General features: G+C 73.2%; 13 protein-coding genes. 5 read left to right on the top strand and 8 right to left on the bottom strand.

All coding sequences use genetic code 11. The annotated features are described in order from the left end of the window. The 5 genes from ACN20G_RS03035 to ACN20G_RS03015 form a co-directional block, all read right to left on the bottom strand. A complete protein-coding gene (locus ACN20G_RS03035; protein WP_424211144.1) occupies positions 1–885 on the bottom strand; it encodes an inositol monophosphatase family protein in 885 nt (294 codons plus the stop codon). A 100-nt stretch (positions 886–985) separates the two neighbouring features. Beyond that, positions 986–2,248: a GDSL-type esterase/lipase family protein gene (locus ACN20G_RS03030; protein ID WP_424211143.1), complete on the bottom strand. Its 1,263-nt coding sequence runs from the start codon at positions 2,246–2,248 to the stop codon at positions 986–988. A gap of 430 nt (positions 2,249–2,678) precedes the next feature. After that, the gene (gene aceB, locus ACN20G_RS03025; protein ID WP_424211142.1) at positions 2,679–4,301 is read right to left on the bottom strand and encodes a malate synthase A; all 1,623 of its coding nucleotides are present in this window, start codon (positions 4,299–4,301) and stop codon (positions 2,679–2,681) included. Positions 4,302–4,557: 256 nt separating this feature from the next. Further along, positions 4,558–5,274 carry a nucleotidyltransferase family protein gene (locus tag ACN20G_RS03020; protein ID WP_424211141.1) on the bottom strand — a complete coding sequence of 239 codons (717 nt, stop codon included), beginning with the start codon at positions 5,272–5,274 and terminating at the stop codon, positions 4,558–4,560. A 71-nt stretch (positions 5,275–5,345) separates the two neighbouring features. Further along, complete coding sequence (locus ACN20G_RS03015; RefSeq protein WP_424211140.1) at positions 5,346–5,558, bottom strand: hypothetical protein; 213 nt, start codon at positions 5,556–5,558, stop codon at positions 5,346–5,348. A 115-nt stretch (positions 5,559–5,673) separates the two neighbouring features. On the opposite strand from ACN20G_RS03015, the gene ACN20G_RS03010 reads away from it, so the two are divergent. After that, a complete protein-coding gene (locus ACN20G_RS03010; protein WP_424211139.1) occupies positions 5,674–7,284 on the top strand; it encodes a PLP-dependent aminotransferase family protein in 1,611 nt (536 codons plus the stop codon). 896 nt (positions 7,285–8,180) lie between these two features. On the opposite strand, the gene ACN20G_RS03005 is transcribed toward ACN20G_RS03010, so the two are convergent. After that, positions 8,181–8,816: a response regulator gene (locus ACN20G_RS03005; RefSeq protein ID WP_424211138.1), complete on the bottom strand. Its 636-nt coding sequence runs from the start codon at positions 8,814–8,816 to the stop codon at positions 8,181–8,183. Beyond that, positions 8,813–9,973: a sensor histidine kinase gene (locus ACN20G_RS03000; protein ID WP_424215346.1), complete on the bottom strand. Its 1,161-nt coding sequence runs from the start codon at positions 9,971–9,973 to the stop codon at positions 8,813–8,815. The genes ACN20G_RS03005 and ACN20G_RS03000 overlap by 4 nt, the downstream gene beginning before the upstream one ends. Positions 9,974–10,134: 161 nt before the next feature. On the opposite strand from ACN20G_RS03000, the gene ACN20G_RS02995 reads away from it, so the two are divergent. Together ACN20G_RS02995 and ACN20G_RS02990 are read left to right on the top strand one after the other, a co-directional pair. Continuing rightward, complete coding sequence (locus ACN20G_RS02995) at positions 10,135–11,214, top strand: ABC transporter permease (protein ID WP_424211137.1); 1,080 nt, start codon at positions 10,135–10,137, stop codon at positions 11,212–11,214. Beyond that, positions 11,211–11,891 carry an ABC transporter ATP-binding protein gene (locus ACN20G_RS02990; protein ID WP_424211136.1) on the top strand — a complete coding sequence of 227 codons (681 nt, stop codon included), beginning with the start codon at positions 11,211–11,213 and terminating at the stop codon, positions 11,889–11,891. Before ACN20G_RS02995 ends, ACN20G_RS02990 begins: the two co-directional genes overlap by 4 nt. Before the next feature lie 83 nt (positions 11,892–11,974). Here ACN20G_RS02990 and ACN20G_RS02985 read toward each other — a convergent pair whose 3' ends face one another. After that, entirely contained in the window at positions 11,975–12,775 is an 801-nt protein-coding gene (locus ACN20G_RS02985; protein ID WP_424211135.1) for an IclR family transcriptional regulator, read from the bottom strand. A 315-nt stretch (positions 12,776–13,090) separates the two neighbouring features. On the opposite strand from ACN20G_RS02985, the gene allB reads away from it, so the two are divergent. Both allB and alc read left to right on the top strand, forming a co-directional pair. Then, a complete protein-coding gene (gene allB, locus ACN20G_RS02980) occupies positions 13,091–14,449 on the top strand; it encodes an allantoinase AllB (protein WP_424215345.1) in 1,359 nt (452 codons plus the stop codon). A gap of 2 nt (positions 14,450–14,451) precedes the next feature. Beyond that, positions 14,452–15,567, top strand: a complete 1,116-nt coding sequence (gene alc / locus ACN20G_RS02975) for an allantoicase (RefSeq protein WP_424211134.1) — start codon at positions 14,452–14,454, stop codon at positions 15,565–15,567. Positions 15,568–15,888 lie beyond the last annotated feature (321 nt).

Genomic DNA, 15,888 nt, shown 5'->3' with positions numbered 1-15,888 from the left:
TCAACGGGAGGTGCCCGCGTCGGCGATCGCCGCGAGCAGCCCGGCGTGGGTCGCGGGATCGGCGGCCACGATCAGCCCGCCCGCGCCGGTGTGCACCGGTCCGCCCGCCAGGTTCGTCACCACGCAGCCCGCCGCCTCGCACACCGCGATCCCGGCCGCGAAGTGCACGCTGTCGCGCAGGTGCCCGTCCGTGACGTACGCGGCCCGCCGCCCCGCCGCCACCCAGGGCACGGCCAGGGTGGTGGAGATGACCCGCGGCCGGAACCGCGCCGCGAACCCGGCCGAGTCCAGCAGCCGGGCGGCGCGGAAGGCGGGGGAATTGGGGAACGGCGGGTCCAGGTTCACGTCCACCAGGGTCGACGCCCCCGACGGCGCGAGCGGGAGCTCCGCGCCGGCGTCGGTGCGCAGGAAGGCCCCCGCGCCGTCGGTGTGGAACACCTCCCCCTGGAAGGGATCGGCGCACACGGCCACGCGCACCAAGCCCGAGTCCCCGGGGCCGCCCTCGCGCAGGGCCACGTTCACGGACACCAGCGGGGAACGGGCCGCGTAGTTCAGCGTGCCGCACAACGGGTCCACCAACCAGCGCCGGCGCGCCCCGGCCCGTCCCGAACTCCCGCTCTCCTCACCGGTGATCGCGTCCTGCGGACGGTGCCGGCGCAGCAGGTCGAGGATCGCGCGCTCGGCGGCGAGGTCGGCGGCGCCGGCGAAGTCCCCGTCACCCTTGTCGATCCGGGTGCCCGGGACCCCGGCCGCCGGCCCGCCGGGGCCCTCGCGCGCGTACAGCGACCGGATCACGGCGGCCCCGGCCCGGGCGGCGGCGACCGCGAGTTCGACGTCCGAGAGTGGGGGAGTGTGCGGGGGCGGGGGTGTGGGCGTCGTCGTCATGCCGCGCAGGATACGAACCGGCCCTCCCGCGTCCGAGGGCGGGAGGGCCGGTCGCCGTGGGCTCGCGTTCACACGGGCACGGGGTTATTCGGTCATGAGGTCACGGGGTCAGGACCATGCCCGTGTGGTCCGCGCCGGCGGTGTTGCGGCAGCCGTACGCGGCCGGCGCGGCGGGACGGGCCGCCAGCAGGGCCAGGCAGCGACCGGCGGCGAGCTGCCCGAAGTGGTTGGGGTGCATGGACTCCTGGATCGGCCCCTGCGTCTCGTTGTTGTCGATCCACCGCGCCCACTCGCTGGTCTTCGCCGAGGCCGGCGCCCCGGACGCGACCAGCCTGCTCGCCTTCGCGCACACCTCGCGGCCCTGGAGCATGTCGCGCAGGTCCAGGAACTGGGCCCCCTTGGCCTGGGCCACGCCCTTCAGCCGGTCGGCCAAGCGCGGCACGAGCGTGTCCCGGGCCCAGTCGGAGTCCTTGTTCCAGAACGGGCAGCCGCCGGTGTTCAACCGGCTCCAGTCGCTCTGCGGGTAGCGGTTCTCGGCGCCGCGCGGGATGGGGGAGGGGTAGGACTGGAGCACCACGCGGTAGTCGCTGTCGGCGTAGCCGGCGGCGCGCATCACGGCGCGGATCTCGTCGAGGGACTTGCCGACCTTCGCCATCACCCCGTCGATCCGCGCGTCCACGACCTCCTGCTGGTCGTCGTGGCAGTAGGAGCCCCACAGCACGAAGTCGTAGGCGCATTCCGTGATGATGTCGGCGAAGCCGAGGTCGTTGCCGCCGATCGACAGCGCGATCAGCTTGACCTCGCGCTCGGCGGCCACCGTCGCGAGCCGGTCGGCCTGCGGGGCCTCGCCCTTGAACGGCTGCCCGCCGGAGACGGCGCGGAAGACGTTGTCGGTGGTCGCGCCCGAACAGGCCAGGTTGACGGCGGTGTCGGCGAGCGGGCCGGCGCTGTCGATCTCGGCGGAGTCCGAACGGTGGCAGCCGTTGGCGGCGGTCGGCCCGTAGACCTTGGCCGGGTCGTAGGCGGAACCCGAGACCCAGGCGCGGTCGGTGCCCAGCCGGTTGCCGGAGTTGGTCAGCGAGTTGCCCTTCCAGCGGCCGGCCTCGCCGGAGATGTAGCTGTCGCCCATCGCGACCACGGCCGTGGGACGGGCGGCGGCGGAGGCCCCGGGGGTCGCGGGCGCGGCGCCCGCCGCGGCGGCTCCGGTTCCGAGCAGACCGGCGCACAGCAACGGCAGCGCGAGCCCGGCGCGCAGGGCGCGGCGATGGGCGGAGGCGGCGAGTGGGGTGGGGCGTGGGGTGGGGTGTGGGGTGGGGGAGGGGACGGTGGTACGGGTGGCGCGAGCGGTGCGGAACCCGAACATCGTGGGACTCCTGCGGTCGGCCGCGCACGGGACGGCGAAATCCTCGGCGCGCGGCGGCGGGGGAACGAAGGATGTGTCGCCGGCCGGTGGCAGGCAGGAATCTGGCACGCGGCCCGTGGTTACCGCCAGGTAGGAAACCGTCACGAACTCATAACGACCGACCGATCGGTCGGGCCTTGGGGTTCCGCTTCCCGTGGGGTGATCACGCCGATCGGCGGCTGAACGTGCGGGACCCCCGCGTCCCACGAGCCGTGTCGGCGGCTCGCGGGACGCGGGGGTCCCGGGTCGTGCGGTGTTCCCGTTCCCCCGGATCGGTCGGGCGGTGGGTTCGGCCGCTGTGCGCTTCGGTCGAAACCGTCCGGTCCGCGCTCGGGGCGGGTGGCACGGGTGGAGCTCGGTGGTGCTTGGTGGTGCTCGGTGGAACGGTGGGTCAGTTCGCGATCAGGCGGTCGTACGCGGGGAGGGTCAGGAAGTCCGCGTAGTCGGCGTCGAGCGAGACCTGGAGCAGCAGGTCGTGCGCGGCCTGCCACTGGCCGGCGTCGAAGACCTCCGCGCCGATCTCCTCGCGGATCGCGGCGAGCTCCTCGGCGGCGACCTTGCGGGTCAGCTCGGCGGTCGCGGTCTCGCCGTTCTCGAAGACCACGCCCGCGTTGATCCACTGCCAGATCTGCGAACGGGAGATCTCGGCGGTGGCCGCGTCCTCCATCAGGTTGAAGATGGCCACCGCGCCCAGGCCGCGCAGCCACGCCTCGATGTAGCGGATGCCGACCTGGACGGCGTTGCGCAGGCCGTCGTAGGTGGGCTTCGCGTCGAGGGAGTCGATCGCGATCAGGTCGCCGGGCGCCACGGAGACGTCCTCGCGCAGCCGGTCCTTCTGGTTGGGCTTCTCGCCCAGCACCGCGTTGAAGGAGGCCATCGCGATCGGGACCAGGTCGGGGTGGGCGACCCAGGAGCCGTCGAAGCCGTCGCCGGCCTCGCGGTCCTTGTCGGCCTTGACCTTCTCGAAGGCGACCTTGTTCACGTCCGCGTCCTTGCGGGACGGGATGAACGCGGCCATGCCGCCGATCGCGTGGGCGCCGCGCTTGTGGCACGTGCGGACCAGCAGCTCGGTGTAGGCGCGCATGAACGGCGCGGTCATCGTGACGGCGTTGCGGTCCGGCAGGACGAACTTCTCGCCGCCGTCCCGGAAGTTCTTCACGATCGAGAAGAGGTAGTCCCAGCGGCCGGCGTTGAGGCCCGCGGCGTGGTCCTTCAGCTCGAAGAGGATCTCCTCCATCTCGTACGCGGCCGTGATCGTCTCGATCAGCACGGTGGCGCGGACGGTGCCCTGGGGGATGCCGACGTAGTCCTGGGCGAAGACGAAGATCTCGTTCCAGAGGCGCGCCTCCAGGTGGGACTCGGTCTTCGGCAGGTAGAAGAACGGGCCCTTGCCGAGGTCGATCAGACGCTGGGCGTTGTGGAAGAAGTACAGGCCGAAGTCGACGAGGGCGCCGGGGACCGGACGACCGTCGATCTGCAGGTGCTTCTCCTCCAGGTGCCAGCCGCGCGGCCGCATCACGACGGTCGCGAGCTTCTCGGCGGACTTGAGGGCGTAGGACTTCCCGGTGCGGGAGTCGGTGAAGTCGATCCGACGCTCGTAGGCGTCGATCAGGTTGAGCTGGCCGAGGACGACGTTCTCCCAGGTGGGAGCCGAGGCGTCTTCGAAGTCGGCGAGCCAGACCTTGGCGCCCGAGTTCAGGGCGTTGATGGTCATCTTCCGGTCGGTGGGACCGGTGATCTCCACACGGCGGTCGTTCAGCGCAGCCGGCGCCGGCGCGACCTTCCAGTCGCCTTCGCGGACCGCGGCGGTCTCGGGAAGGAAGTCGAGCTGGGAGGTGCGGGCGATCTCGGCGCGGCGCTCGGCGCGGCGGGCGAGGAGCTCGTCACGGCGGGGGGTGAACCGCCGGTGGAGCTCGGCCACGAAGGCCAGGGCCGCCTCGGTGAGGACCTCGTCCTGCCGGGGCAGGGGCTCGGCGTCGACGATGGCCAGCGGGGACGGCGCTGGTGCGGACATAACTGTCACTCCTTCAGCGGCGGTGCCTTGCGGCCGCGGGGGAATGCTCGCGCGCGGGACGGCACGCAGTGCCGTCGGGTGTGGAGTGTTCCGAAATACGGTCGCCGGCGCCGTGTGTGGGTTCAGGGCGCTTCTGACCAGTGGATAGTAATTTCCTCATGGTGGAAGTTCAATGGTTTGTTGATATCGAGATTCTCCGAGTCAACAGACTCCGCCCTCCGGTGGCCCTGAGTGCCACACCCGTCACCCCCCGCGCTCAATCCAGCCGCGCCAGGTCCGCGGGCGTGTCGATGTCGAAGGGCTCGGCCACGTCCCCGCATTCCACCAGAACCAGCTCCGCCGCGTGCGCCGCCAGATGCACCCGCGCCCCCTTGTCCCCCGTGGCCGTCGCCACGATGTCCGCCCAGCGGTCCACGCCGAACAACACCGGGTGCCCCTTCCGCCCGGCGTACCCCGCCGCCAGCAGGTCCCCCGGCCCCGTGCAGGCCGCCCGCACCCGCGCCACGGCCTCCGCGCCGATCCCCGGCTGGTCCACCAACGACACCAACGCGGCCCGCACGGCGTCCGGCCCCTCGGCGCCCCCGTCCCGGGCCGCCGCCGCCGAGGTCGCCGACGAGGTCGCCGCCAACGAGGCCAGCCCCACACGCAGCGAGGACCCCATCCCCTCGGACCAGTCCGGGTTCTCCACCACCACGCAACCCGCCAGGTCCGCCGACTCCCGCACCCGCTCGGCCGCCGCGCCCAGCACCACGTGCACCGGCTCGCACCCGGCCTCGCGCAGCACCCGGATCGCGTTCTCGATCAGCGGGCGGCCCCGGTGGGACAGCAGGGCCTTCGGCCGCCCGCCCAACCGCCGCCCCTCACCGGCGGCCAACAGGAGGCCGGCGACCCGGGGAGTGGGCGTGGGGGGAGGGGTGGGGGTGGGGGGAGGGGTGGGGTCGGGCTTGGGGTCGGGGGTGGAGGAGGTTGTCATGGGTCGATTTTCACCCCTGCGGGTGAGCTCCGCGTCGACCCCCGCGTCAACCCCGTGCCGATCGGTGCCCGTCACCGGGGTGACGGACGCAAACCCGTGCGCGGGCGGTCCGACGGGTTCACCGCGCGAGGTCGGACCCTGCCCGCCACCCGGGCCAGGATCAGGACGGACCGGCGCAGCAGCCGGCCCACCGGGATCGGGTCCGAGACCCGCGACTCCCGCTCCCGCCCCCACGCCCGCTCGTCGCGGTCGGTCCACGCGCCCGTGCCGTGTCGCTCGCCCATGTCCCCGTCTCCTCCCGTGTTCGGGCCCGTCCGGGCCGCTTGCCAAGACCAGGCCAACAAGGCCACTCTGTCCTCGGATTGGCCTGGTCGGCAGTGCCAATCGGGGGAGGTTGGCATGGCAGGCCCACAGATCGTCCGCACCGTGGACAGCACGCTCTCCGGACGGCGCCTCACCGCGCTGCTCCCGGAGGCCGTCCGCGCCCGGCCCGGATACCGGCACCTCGCCGACGCCGTCCGCACCCTCGTGCTCGACGGCCGGATCGGCCTGCACACCCGACTCCCCGCCGAACGCGACCTCGCCGAACAGCTCGGAGTCTCCCGCGTCACCGTCACCTCCGCCTACGACCTGCTGCGCGAGAGCGGCTGGGCCCGCAGCCGGCGCGGCGCGGGCACCTGGATCGAACTGCCCGACGGTCGGAACTCCCCGCACCACGGCGGGATCCACGGCGCCGCCGGGGCCCCCGGCTTCGGCCTCGAACACGGCACCCACGCCCGCGCCGGCGCCCACCTCGGCCGCGTCGACGCCGGCGAGCCCACCGCGGCCGCGACCGGCGACCCGGCCGGTGGCACCGACCCGCGCGCCCTCGGCGAGATCGACATGAGCATGGCCGCGATGGCCGAACCCGAACCCGGACTCGTCACCGCCGTCGACCACGCCCTCGAATACGCCCGCACCCGCCTCCCCGAGGCCCTGCGCCACCCCGGCTACCACCCCTTCGGCCTGCCCGAACTCCGCGCCGCGATCGCCGAGCGCTATACCGCCCGCGGCCTGCCCACCCGGGCCGAACAGATCCTCGTCACCTCCGGGGCGCAACAGGCGATGACCCTGGTCACCGACCTGTTCTGCCGCCCCGGCGACCGGGTCGCCGCCGAGAACCCCACCTACGCCAACGCCCTCGACGCCCTCCGCCGGGCCGGCGCGCGCACGGTCCCCATCGCGGTCTCGGAGGAGGGCTGGGACATGGAGATCGCCCGCGCCACCCTGCGACAGGCCGTGCCCCGGCTCGTGTACTCGATCCCCGACTTCCAGAACCCCACCGGCCTGCTGATGCCGACCGAGGACCGGATCACCCTCGTCGAGACCACCCGCGACCTCGGCTCGATGCTCGTCGTGGACGAGACCATCACCGACATGGCCCTGGACGCCGTGCCCCCGGCCACCCCGGCCGCCCTCGTCGGACGCGGCCGGGCAGAACACGTGATCAGCGTCGGCGGGCTCAGCAAGAGCCACTGGGGCGGACTCCGCGTCGGCTGGATCCGGACCACGACCAAACTCGTCGCCGAACTCGCCGGGATCCGCGTCGCCCGCGACATGACCGGCTCGGTCCTCGAACAACTCATGGCCCTGCCGCTCCTGGCCACCCTCGACGCGACCCTCCCCGAACGCCTGGACCTGCTCCGCGAACGCCGGGCCGTCCTGGTCGCCGAACTCGAACGCCACCTCCCGGAATGGTCCTGGAAGCTGCCCCCGGGCGGCCTCTCGCTCTGGGTCGACATCGGCGAACCGGTCGGCTCGGCCCTCGCCGAACGCGCGGCCGCGGCCGGCGTCTTCCTGGTCCGCGGCAACCGCTTCGGCATGGACCCGGGCACCTTCGAACACCGCCTGCGCATCCCGTACACCCAACCCGCCCCCCTCCTCCGCGAAGCCGTCCGCCGCCTGGCCGGGGCCTTCCACGAAGGCGTCCCCCTCACCCCGACACTGGACCGGCCCGGCTGGGTGGCGTGAGGGGGGGCGGGGGTGGGGCGGGTGGGTGCGGGGCGCCGGGTACGGGTGCGGGCGGTGCGGTGGGTGCGGGGTGGGCGCCGGCGGCGGGGTGTGGGTGGGTTGGTGGTGTGGTGGGTGGCTGGTGTGGTGTCGGGTCGCTCCCGTCAGCTCGATCGTCTTTCACCGGTGGGGACGGCTTCAAGGGCGCTCCCTTCGGTCGCGTCGCTGCGCGATGGCGCTGCGCGCCACCCTTGACCCCGTCCCCACCGGCGCAAGCCAACCGCTCTGCCGGCACCGCCCCCAATCCGAAAGAAACGTGCCGGGCGGGGGGGCCACCTGTGCCCAAGCCCGTCCCCTGCCTGCGACCCGCCCCGTGGAAACGCACCAGGCCCGGCCGAGCCCGGGACGCCCATGCGCCAGACGGCTGGGGCATGTGGAAGCGCACCACGCCCAGCCGAGCCTGGGACGCCCATGCGCCAGACGGCTGCCCGACGCGGCGACACGCCGGGTAGGACGCAGTCGGGCCCGCCAGGTGTCAGACGGCCGCTCGACGTGGCGACACGCCGGGCGGGACGCGGCCAGGCCCGTCAGGTGTCAGGCGGCCGGTGTTCGGGATGGCACGACGGGCCCGCACGCGTCCGAGACCGGCTGCTGGGTGCGGTGGGTGGCGGGGCGCACGGTGGCAGTTCATGGGGCGGACCACGCCGGCCGTCCCGGACCCCTCGGCTCGTCGCGGACCAACCCCGGCCGAGACGGACCCGGCGCACGGCTACGGACCCCGGCCCGCTGCCCCCTCCGCCGCCCCTGGGAAAAGCTTTTGACCTGCCCGCCGCCGGCAGGCGGCCACCCCGGCCCCACCCGACCGAACCCCGCCCGACAAGCCCACCCCATCCCGCCGTCCGCACCCCCGCGCGTGGCTACGGGGTGCGGATGAGGCGGCGGGTGGTGGCTGTGGCTACTGCCGAGGTGCGGGAGTCGACGCCGAGTTTGGCGTAGATGTGGACCAGGTGGCTCTTGACCGTGGCCTGGCTCAGGAAGAGGGCCTTGGAGATCTGTTGGTTGGACAGGCCGTCCGCGACCAGTTGGAGGACTTCCAGTTCGCGTTTGGTCAGGGCCTCGGCCGGGGTGCGCATGCGGTCCATCAGACGGTGGGCCACCGCCGGGGCCAGGGCGGATTGGCCTGCCGCCGCCGTGCGGACCGCCGCCGCGAGTTCCTCGGGCGGGGCGTCCTTGAGGAGGTAGCCCGAGGCGCCCGCCTCCACCGCGGCCAGGATGTCGGCGTCGGTGTCGTAGGTGGTGAGGATCAGCACGCGGGGGCCGTCGGGGAGCGCGGTGATCGCGGCGGTCGCGGTCGAGCCGTGCATGCCGCCCTTGAACTGGAGGTCCATGAGGACCACGTCGACCTGCGGGACGCCGGCCGTGACCAGTTCCACGGCGCGTTCGGCGGTCGCCGCCTCGGCGACGACCGTGAAGTCCGGTTCGGTGTCCAGGACGGCGCGCAGGCCGGCGCGGACCACCGGGTGGTCGTCGGCGAGGAGGAGACGGACGGTCACGCGGGCACCTCCGGGAGGGGCAGGGTGACGGCCACGGCGGTGCCCTGGCCGGGGGCGGACTCGACGGTGAGGAGCCCGCCGAGGGATTCGGCGCGGGCCCGCATCGCGGGCAGGCCGAAGCCGCCCGTGGGGGTGCCCGGGGTGGCGGACGGGTCGAAGCCGGCGCCGTCGTCCACGATGTCGAGGGTGACCGAGGCGTCCATGAAGGTGAGGGTGATCTCCGCCCGGTCGGCTCCCGCGTGCCGGACCACGTTCGCCAGCGCGGACTGCGCGATCCGCAGCAGGGCCACCTCGTACGGGGTGGGCAGCGGGGTCGGGGCGCCGGTCAGGGAGAAGCGCACGCGGGGGCCCGGGGCCGATCCGCACAGGCGTTCCAGGGCGCCGGCCAGCGAGCCGTGTTCCAGGTCGGGCGGGGTGAGGGCGCGCACGAAGCGGCGGGCCTCGGCCAGGTTCTCCTGCGCGGCGGTCCGGGCCCGGTCGATGTGGGGGAGGGCGGGGGCGTCGGCGGGCAGGGTGCGTTCGGCGGCGCGGAGCAGCAGCTGGATGGAGGAGAGGCCCTGGGCGAGGGTGTCGTGGATCTCGCGGGCGAGGCGTTCGCGTTCGGCGAGGACGCCCGCGTCGCGTTCGGCGGCGGCGAGTTCGGCGCGGGTGGCGATGAGTTCCTCGATGAGTTCGCGGCGGCGTTCGCTCTCCCGGTACAGGGCCTGGTAGCCGAGGACGGTGGCGACGGCGACGGCCGCGCCCAGCAGCGGGCCGAGGAAGGCGCCGGGGGTGACGGCGGCGCTGTGGGCGAGGAAGCCGGCGATGGCGGCGCAGGCGGTGGCGGTCACCGCCGCGACGGCCCAGCGCAGGGGCAGCAGGTGCAGTTGGAGGAAGTACAGGGGGAACGCGATCCACAGCCCGTCGGGGGAGACCGCCAGCAGCAGGATCCAGGCGGCGGCCAGGGCCGCGAGCCACAGGGCGCCGGCGCGGGTGGAGCGGTGCACGGAGGGTGCGTTGACGCCGGCCGTGTAGACGGCGGCGAGGAGGACGCAGCCGGTGAGGACGGCGGGGGAGCCGAGGGAGCGGACGGCGGCCAGGGCGAGCAGGCCGAGGAGGAGGGCGTGCAGGCACAGGCGCAGGATCCGGGAGACCGGGGTGAGGGAGCGGTCGGGGATCTCGGGGTGGTGGCTGCGCGTGGACATGGTGCGACCAGCGTATGGGCGGTGGTCCCGGGAGCGGTCAATCGAAGGATTGATGTGTGGGTGCGTCCTTCGGCGCGAGGATCGCTACCGTGGCGCGATGCCTTGTGTCCACACGGAAGACCAAGGTGGGGTGCATGTTCGTCGCATGGAGAGACCTACGGTTCGCCAAGGGGCGGTTCGCCCTGATGGGCGCTGTCGTCGTGCTGATCACGTTGTTGGTCGGCCTGTTGTCGGGACTGACGGCCGGGTTGGCCCGGGAGAACATCTCGGCGATCACCGGGTTGCCGGCCTCGCGGATCGCGTTCGCGGATCCGGGGGCCGATCAACAGGTGTCGTTCACGAACTCGCAGATCGGCGAGAAGGCGTGGCTGGGGTGGCGGGAGAGGCCCGGGGTGCGGCTCGCGGAGCCGATCGGGATCCGCACCACGAACGCGGTCAGCGGTGAGCGGACGGCCGGGGTGTCGGTGTTCGGGGTGGAGCCCGGGGGGAAGGTCGCGCCGGCCGGGCTGCGGCAGGGCGAGGTGATCCTGTCGGAGAAGGCCGCCAAGGAACTGGGCGGGATCGGCGCGGGCGGGCGGTTGAAGCTCGGGCCGTTGGAGCTGACGGTGGGCGCGGTCTCGGGGACGGCCTCGTACAGCCACACCCCGGTGGTGTGGGCGGACCTCACGGACTGGCAGCGGATCGGCAATCCGGGGACCTCGATCGACACCCTGGCCACCGTGATCGCCCTGGACGGTTCGGGGGTGGACTGGGCGGCCGGGGACGCGGCGACGGGCACGCGGTCGGGGACCGTGGACGAGGCGCTCGGCGCCATAGGGTCCTACCAGGCGGAGAACGGCTCGCTGCAGTTGATGCGCGGGTTCCTGTTCGCGATCTCGGCGCTGGTCATAGGGGCCTTCTTCACGGTGTGGACGATCCAGCGCAGCGGGGACGTGGCGGTGTTGAAGGCGCTGGGCGCCTCGACCCCGTACCTGTTGAAGGACGCGTTGGGGCAGGCCGTGGTGATGCTGGTGATCGGCACCGGCGCGGGCACCCTGATCGCGGCCGCGCTGGGGGTGCTGATCAGCGGTTCGGACGTGCCGTTCGTGTTGGACGCGGCGACCGTGCTGGTGCCGGCCCTGGTCATCATCGCCCTGGGCGCTCTCGGGGCCGCCCTGTCCATCCGGCGGATCACCGCCGTCGACCCGCTGACCGCGCTCGGGAGTGCCCGATGAGTCTTCTTCTGCACGACGTGACGCTGACCTACCCGGACGGCGAGTCCCGGCTGACGGCCCTGGACGCGGTGCGGCTGGAGGTACCGGCCGGGTCGTTGACGGCGGTGGTGGGGCCCTCGGGTTCGGGCAAGTCGAGCCTGCTGGCGGTGGCGGCGACGCTGGTCACCGCGGACGCGGGGCGGGTGGTGGTGGCCGGTCGGGACACGGCCGGGCTGTCGGCGGCGGAGAAGTCGGCGCTGCGGCGGGACCACATCGGGATCGTGTTCCAGCAGCCGAACCTGCCGGCGTCGCTGACGGCGGCCGAGCAGTTGCAGGTGATGGCGCACGTGGCGGGCCGGTCGGTGAAGGAGGCGCGGGCCCGGGCGCTGGAGCTGCTCGACGCGGTGGGCCTGGCGGACAAGGCGGGCAAGCGCCCGCACCAGCTCTCGGGCGGTCAGCGGCAGCGGATCAACATCGCGCGGGCGCTGATGAACGAGCCGGAGGTGTTGTTGGTGGACGAGCCGACGAGCGCCCTGGACCACGAGCGGGGCGCGGCCGTGCTGGAGCTGCTGGTGGCCCTGACCCGGGAGCGGGGGACGGCGACGGTGCTGGTCACGCACGACCGGGCGCATCTGGACCGGATGGACGCGGTGGCCACGATGGTGGACGGTCGGCTGACGGCGGGCGCCGCCGTGTGAGCGGCGGCCGGGGCGCGTGACGAAGGAGGGGCCGTCCGGCGTGTCGCCGGGCGGCCCCTCCTTCTCGTGCGTGTTCCTGCGGCCTACGCCGGGTTCTGGTTGGCGAGGGCCACCGAGAGTTCGGCGGCGATCCCCTGGAGGATGGGCACGATGGTCTCCGTCGCGGCCTCGGTGACCCGGCCGGCCGGGCCGGAGATCGAGATGGCGGCGGCGGTGGGCGAGTTGGGGACGGAGACCGCGAGGCAGCGGACCCCTATCTCCTGCTCGTTGTCGTCGACGGCGTAGCCGGCGCGACGGACCTGCTCCAGGGCGTCGAGGAAGCCCTCGGGGGTGGTGATGGTCTTCTCGGTCGCGGCCGGCATGCCGGTGCGGGAGAGGAGGGCGCGGACCTCGTCGGCGGGGGTGTAGGCCAGGAGGGCCTTGCCGACGCCGGTGGAGTGCGGCAGCACGCGGCGGCCGACCTCGGTGAACATGCGCATGGAGTGCTTGGAGGGCACCTGCGCGACGTAGACGATCTCGTCGCCGTCGAGGAGTGCCATGTTCGCGGTCTCGCCGGTCTCCTCGACCAGACGGGACAGATAGGGCCGGGCCCAGGTGCCCAGGAGGCGCGACGCGGACTCCCCGAGGCGGATCAGGCGGGGCCCGAGGGAGTACCGTCGGTTGGGCTGCTGGCGCACGTAGCCGCAGGCCACCAGGGTGCGCATCAGGCGGTGGATGGTGGGCAGCGGCAGTCCGCTGGTGGCGGAGAGCTCGCTGAGCCCGACCTCGCCGCCCGCATCGGCCATTCGTTCGAGCAGATCGAAGGCGCGCTCAAGGGACTGGACGCCGCCGGTGGCGGGGGTTCTGGCGGAAGCGTCGGTGGTGCTGGCGCTGGACGTCGGCACGGCGCGGTCCTTTCGGTGCTGGCAGGCAAGGAAGCAGCCTACCCGGCGGTCCGCAATCGCCCCAGTGCCGGGGGCGGGACCGTCACCGCCGGTCAGAGCGGGTTTGTCCGGGTGGTTGACGACCTTGGGGGGTTGCCTGCCGAGCCTCCCGTGGCAGTAGCTACATTCTGTAGAGCGAAATCTTAATTCCATCCTGTGGAAACCTCCAATCGGTGCCTCCGGGGGTCGGCGGTCCCGCCGGCGGCTCTTGACGGGGCGCGGGACGGGGTGAAGACTCCGTCAACAGAACGTTGAATTTCGCTCTGTGGAATGAAGATGGGGAGGTTCCGGGTGTCCGAGACGGCCGTGGAACTGGTACTGCGCTCGACGCGCGTCATCACCCCCGAGGGCACGCGCGCCGCATCCGTCGCCGTCGCCGCCGGGAAGATCGTGGCCGTGTTGCCGCACGAGGCCGAGGTGCCCGCCGGTGCCCGTCTGGAGGACTTCGGCGACGACGTCCTGCTGCCCGGCCTGGTCGACTCCCACGTGCACGTGAACGACCCCGGGCGCACCGAGTGGGAGGGCTTCTGGACCGCCACCCGCGCCGCGGCCGCCGGTGGCGTCACCACCATCGTGGACATGCCCCTGAACTCCCTGCCGCCCACCACCACCGTGGACAACCTGCGCGTCAAGCAGGAAGTGGCCCGCGCCAAGGCCCACGTGGACGTCGGCTTCTGGGGCGGCGCCCTGCCGGACAACGTCAAGGACCTGCGCCCCCTGCACGAGGCCGGCGTCTTCGGCTTCAAGTGCTTCCTGTCGCCCTCCGGCGTGGACGAGTTCCCCGAGCTCGACCAGGAGCAGCTGGCGACCTCGCTGGCCGAGATCACCGACTTCGGCGGCCTGATGATCGTGCACGCCGAGGACCCGCACCACCTGGACTCGGCCCCGCACGTCCCCGGCCCCAAGTACACGGACTTCCTCGCCTCCCGCCCCCGGGACGCCGAGAACACGGCCATCCAGAACCTCATCACCCAGGCCAAGCGGATCGGCGCGCGCGTCCACGTGCTGCACCTGTCCTCCTCCGACGCGCTGCCCCTGATCGCCGCCGCGAAGGCCGAGGGCGTCGCCGTCACCGTCGAGTCCTGCCCGCACTACCTCACCCTGACCGCCGAGGAAGTCCCCGACGGCGCCAGTGAGTTCAAGTGCTGCCCGCCCATCCGCGAGTCCGCCAACCAGGACCTGCTGTGGGCCGCGCTCGCCGACGGCACCATCGACTGCATCGTCTCGGACCACTCCCCGTCCACCGCGGACCTGAAGACCGACGACTTCGCCACCGCCTGGGGCGGCATCTCCTCCCTCCAGCTGGGCCTGCCCGCCATCTGGACCGAGGCCCGCAAGCGCGGCCACTCCCTGGAGGACGTGGTCCGCTGGATGTCCGCGGCCCCCGCCGCCCTCACGGGCCTGGCGGACAAGGGCGCGATCGAGGCCGGCCGCGACGCCGACTTCGCCGTGCTCGCCCCCGAAGAGACCTTCACCGTGGACCCGGTCGAACTCCACCACCGCAACCAGGTCACGGCGTACGCGGGCAAGACCCTGCACGGCGTCGTGAAGTCCACCTGGCTGCGCGGCACGAAGATCGCCGACCACGGCACGCCCACCGAGCCCACCGGCCGACTCCTCGAAAGGACGAACTGACTGTGACGGCGATTGAATCCTTCACCGGCAACGCGAACCCGTACGGAGGCGGTGACCCGTACGCCGACTACCGCACCGCCGACTTCCCCTTCACCCAGTACGCGAACCTCGCCGACCGGCAGCTCGGCGCCGGCGTGATCGCCGCCAACGACGAGTTCTTCGCGCAGCGGGAGAACCTGCTCATCTCCGAGGCCGCCCACTTCGACCCGGAGGACTTCGGGCACAAGGGCAAGGTCATGGACGGCTGGGAGACCCGCCGCCGCCGCGGCGTCTCGGCCACCCAGCCCTGGCCCACCCCCGAGGACCACGACTGGGCCCTGGTCCGCCTCGGCGCCCCCGGCGTCATCCGCGGCATCGTCGTGGACACCGCCCACTTCCGCGGCAACATGCCGCAGGCCGTCTCCATCGAGGGCACCTCCGTCGAGGGCGCCCCGACCCCCGAGGAACTCCTCGGCGACGACGTGAAGTGGACCGTCCTCGTCCCCCGCACCCCCGTCGGCGGCCACGCCGCCAACGGCTTCGCGGTCGACGTGGAGCAGCGCTTCACCCACCTGCGCGTCAACCAGCACCCCGACGGCGGCATCGCCCGCCTGCGCGTCTACGGCGAGGTGCTGCCCGACCCGAAGTGGCTCGCCGCGCTCGGCTCCTTCGACGTGGTCGCGCTGGAGAACGGCGGCGCCGTCCAGGACGCCTCCAACCGCTTCTACTCCCCGCCGACCAACACCATCAACCCGGGCCGCTCCCGCAAGATGGACGACGGCTGGGAGACCGCCCGTCGCCGTGACAACGGCAACGACTGGATCCGCTACCAGCTCGTCGCCGAGTCCGAGATCCGCGCCGTCGAGATCGACACCGCGTACCTCAAGGGCAACTCGGCCGGCTGGGCCTCGCTGTCGATCAAGACCGGCGAGGAGGGCGAGTGGGAGGAGTTCCTGCCCCGCACCCGCCTGCAGCCCGACACCAACCACCGGTTCGTCCTCGACGCCCCGGCCGTCGGCACCCACGTGCGCATCGACATCTTCCCGGACGGCGGCTTCTCCCGCCTGCGCCTGTACGGCTCGCTGACCGAGGGCGGCGCCGCCGCGCTCACCGCGCGCCACCAGGAACTGGGCGGCTGACAGCACGCCTGAGGGGCCCGGCGTCCGCGCCGGGCCCGCATCACCACGCGAACGACCCCGGGGGCCGACACCCCCGGGGACCCGCGGGCGCCGCGACACGCGCCGGGCGGGAAGCACGGCGGGCCGGACGGACAGCACCACCGGCCCGCCGTTCGCGTACCCGGAAACAAAGAGAACGCGTGCACGCGCGGGCGAGCGCGCACGCGAGCGCACGCGGACGCGCCGGTTCCGGGTCCGCTCCGTGGAATTCCCCGAGCCGCCGACGATCACCCGGTTACGGTGACCGGCGTCCGGGGTGAGCCACCGCCGTCTCCCCTCCCA

The organism is Streptomyces dryopteridis (assembly GCF_049606955.1).
Lineage (GTDB): Bacteria > Actinomycetota > Actinomycetes > Streptomycetales > Streptomycetaceae > Streptomyces.
This window is presented reverse-complemented; position numbering and strand designations above follow the sequence as displayed.

Coding starts and splice junctions, on each gene's coding strand:
- ACN20G_RS03035 (WP_424211144.1), bottom strand. CDS start 885: ATGACGACGACGCCCACACCCCCGCCCCCGCACACTCCCCCACTCTCG.
- ACN20G_RS03030 (WP_424211143.1), bottom strand. CDS start 2,248: ATGTTCGGGTTCCGCACCGCTCGCGCCACCCGTACCACCGTCCCCTCC.
- aceB (WP_424211142.1), bottom strand. CDS start 4,301: ATGTCCGCACCAGCGCCGTCCCCGCTGGCCATCGTCGACGCCGAGCCC.
- ACN20G_RS03020 (WP_424211141.1), bottom strand. CDS start 5,274: ATGACAACCTCCTCCACCCCCGACCCCAAGCCCGACCCCACCCCTCCC.
- ACN20G_RS03015 (WP_424211140.1), bottom strand. CDS start 5,558: ATGGGCGAGCGACACGGCACGGGCGCGTGGACCGACCGCGACGAGCGG.
- ACN20G_RS03010 (WP_424211139.1), top strand. CDS start 5,674: ATGGCAGGCCCACAGATCGTCCGCACCGTGGACAGCACGCTCTCCGGA.
- ACN20G_RS02995 (WP_424211137.1), top strand. CDS start 10,135: ATGTTCGTCGCATGGAGAGACCTACGGTTCGCCAAGGGGCGGTTCGCC.
- ACN20G_RS02990 (WP_424211136.1), top strand. CDS start 11,211: ATGAGTCTTCTTCTGCACGACGTGACGCTGACCTACCCGGACGGCGAG.
- allB (WP_424215345.1), top strand. CDS start 13,091: ATGGGGAGGTTCCGGGTGTCCGAGACGGCCGTGGAACTGGTACTGCGC.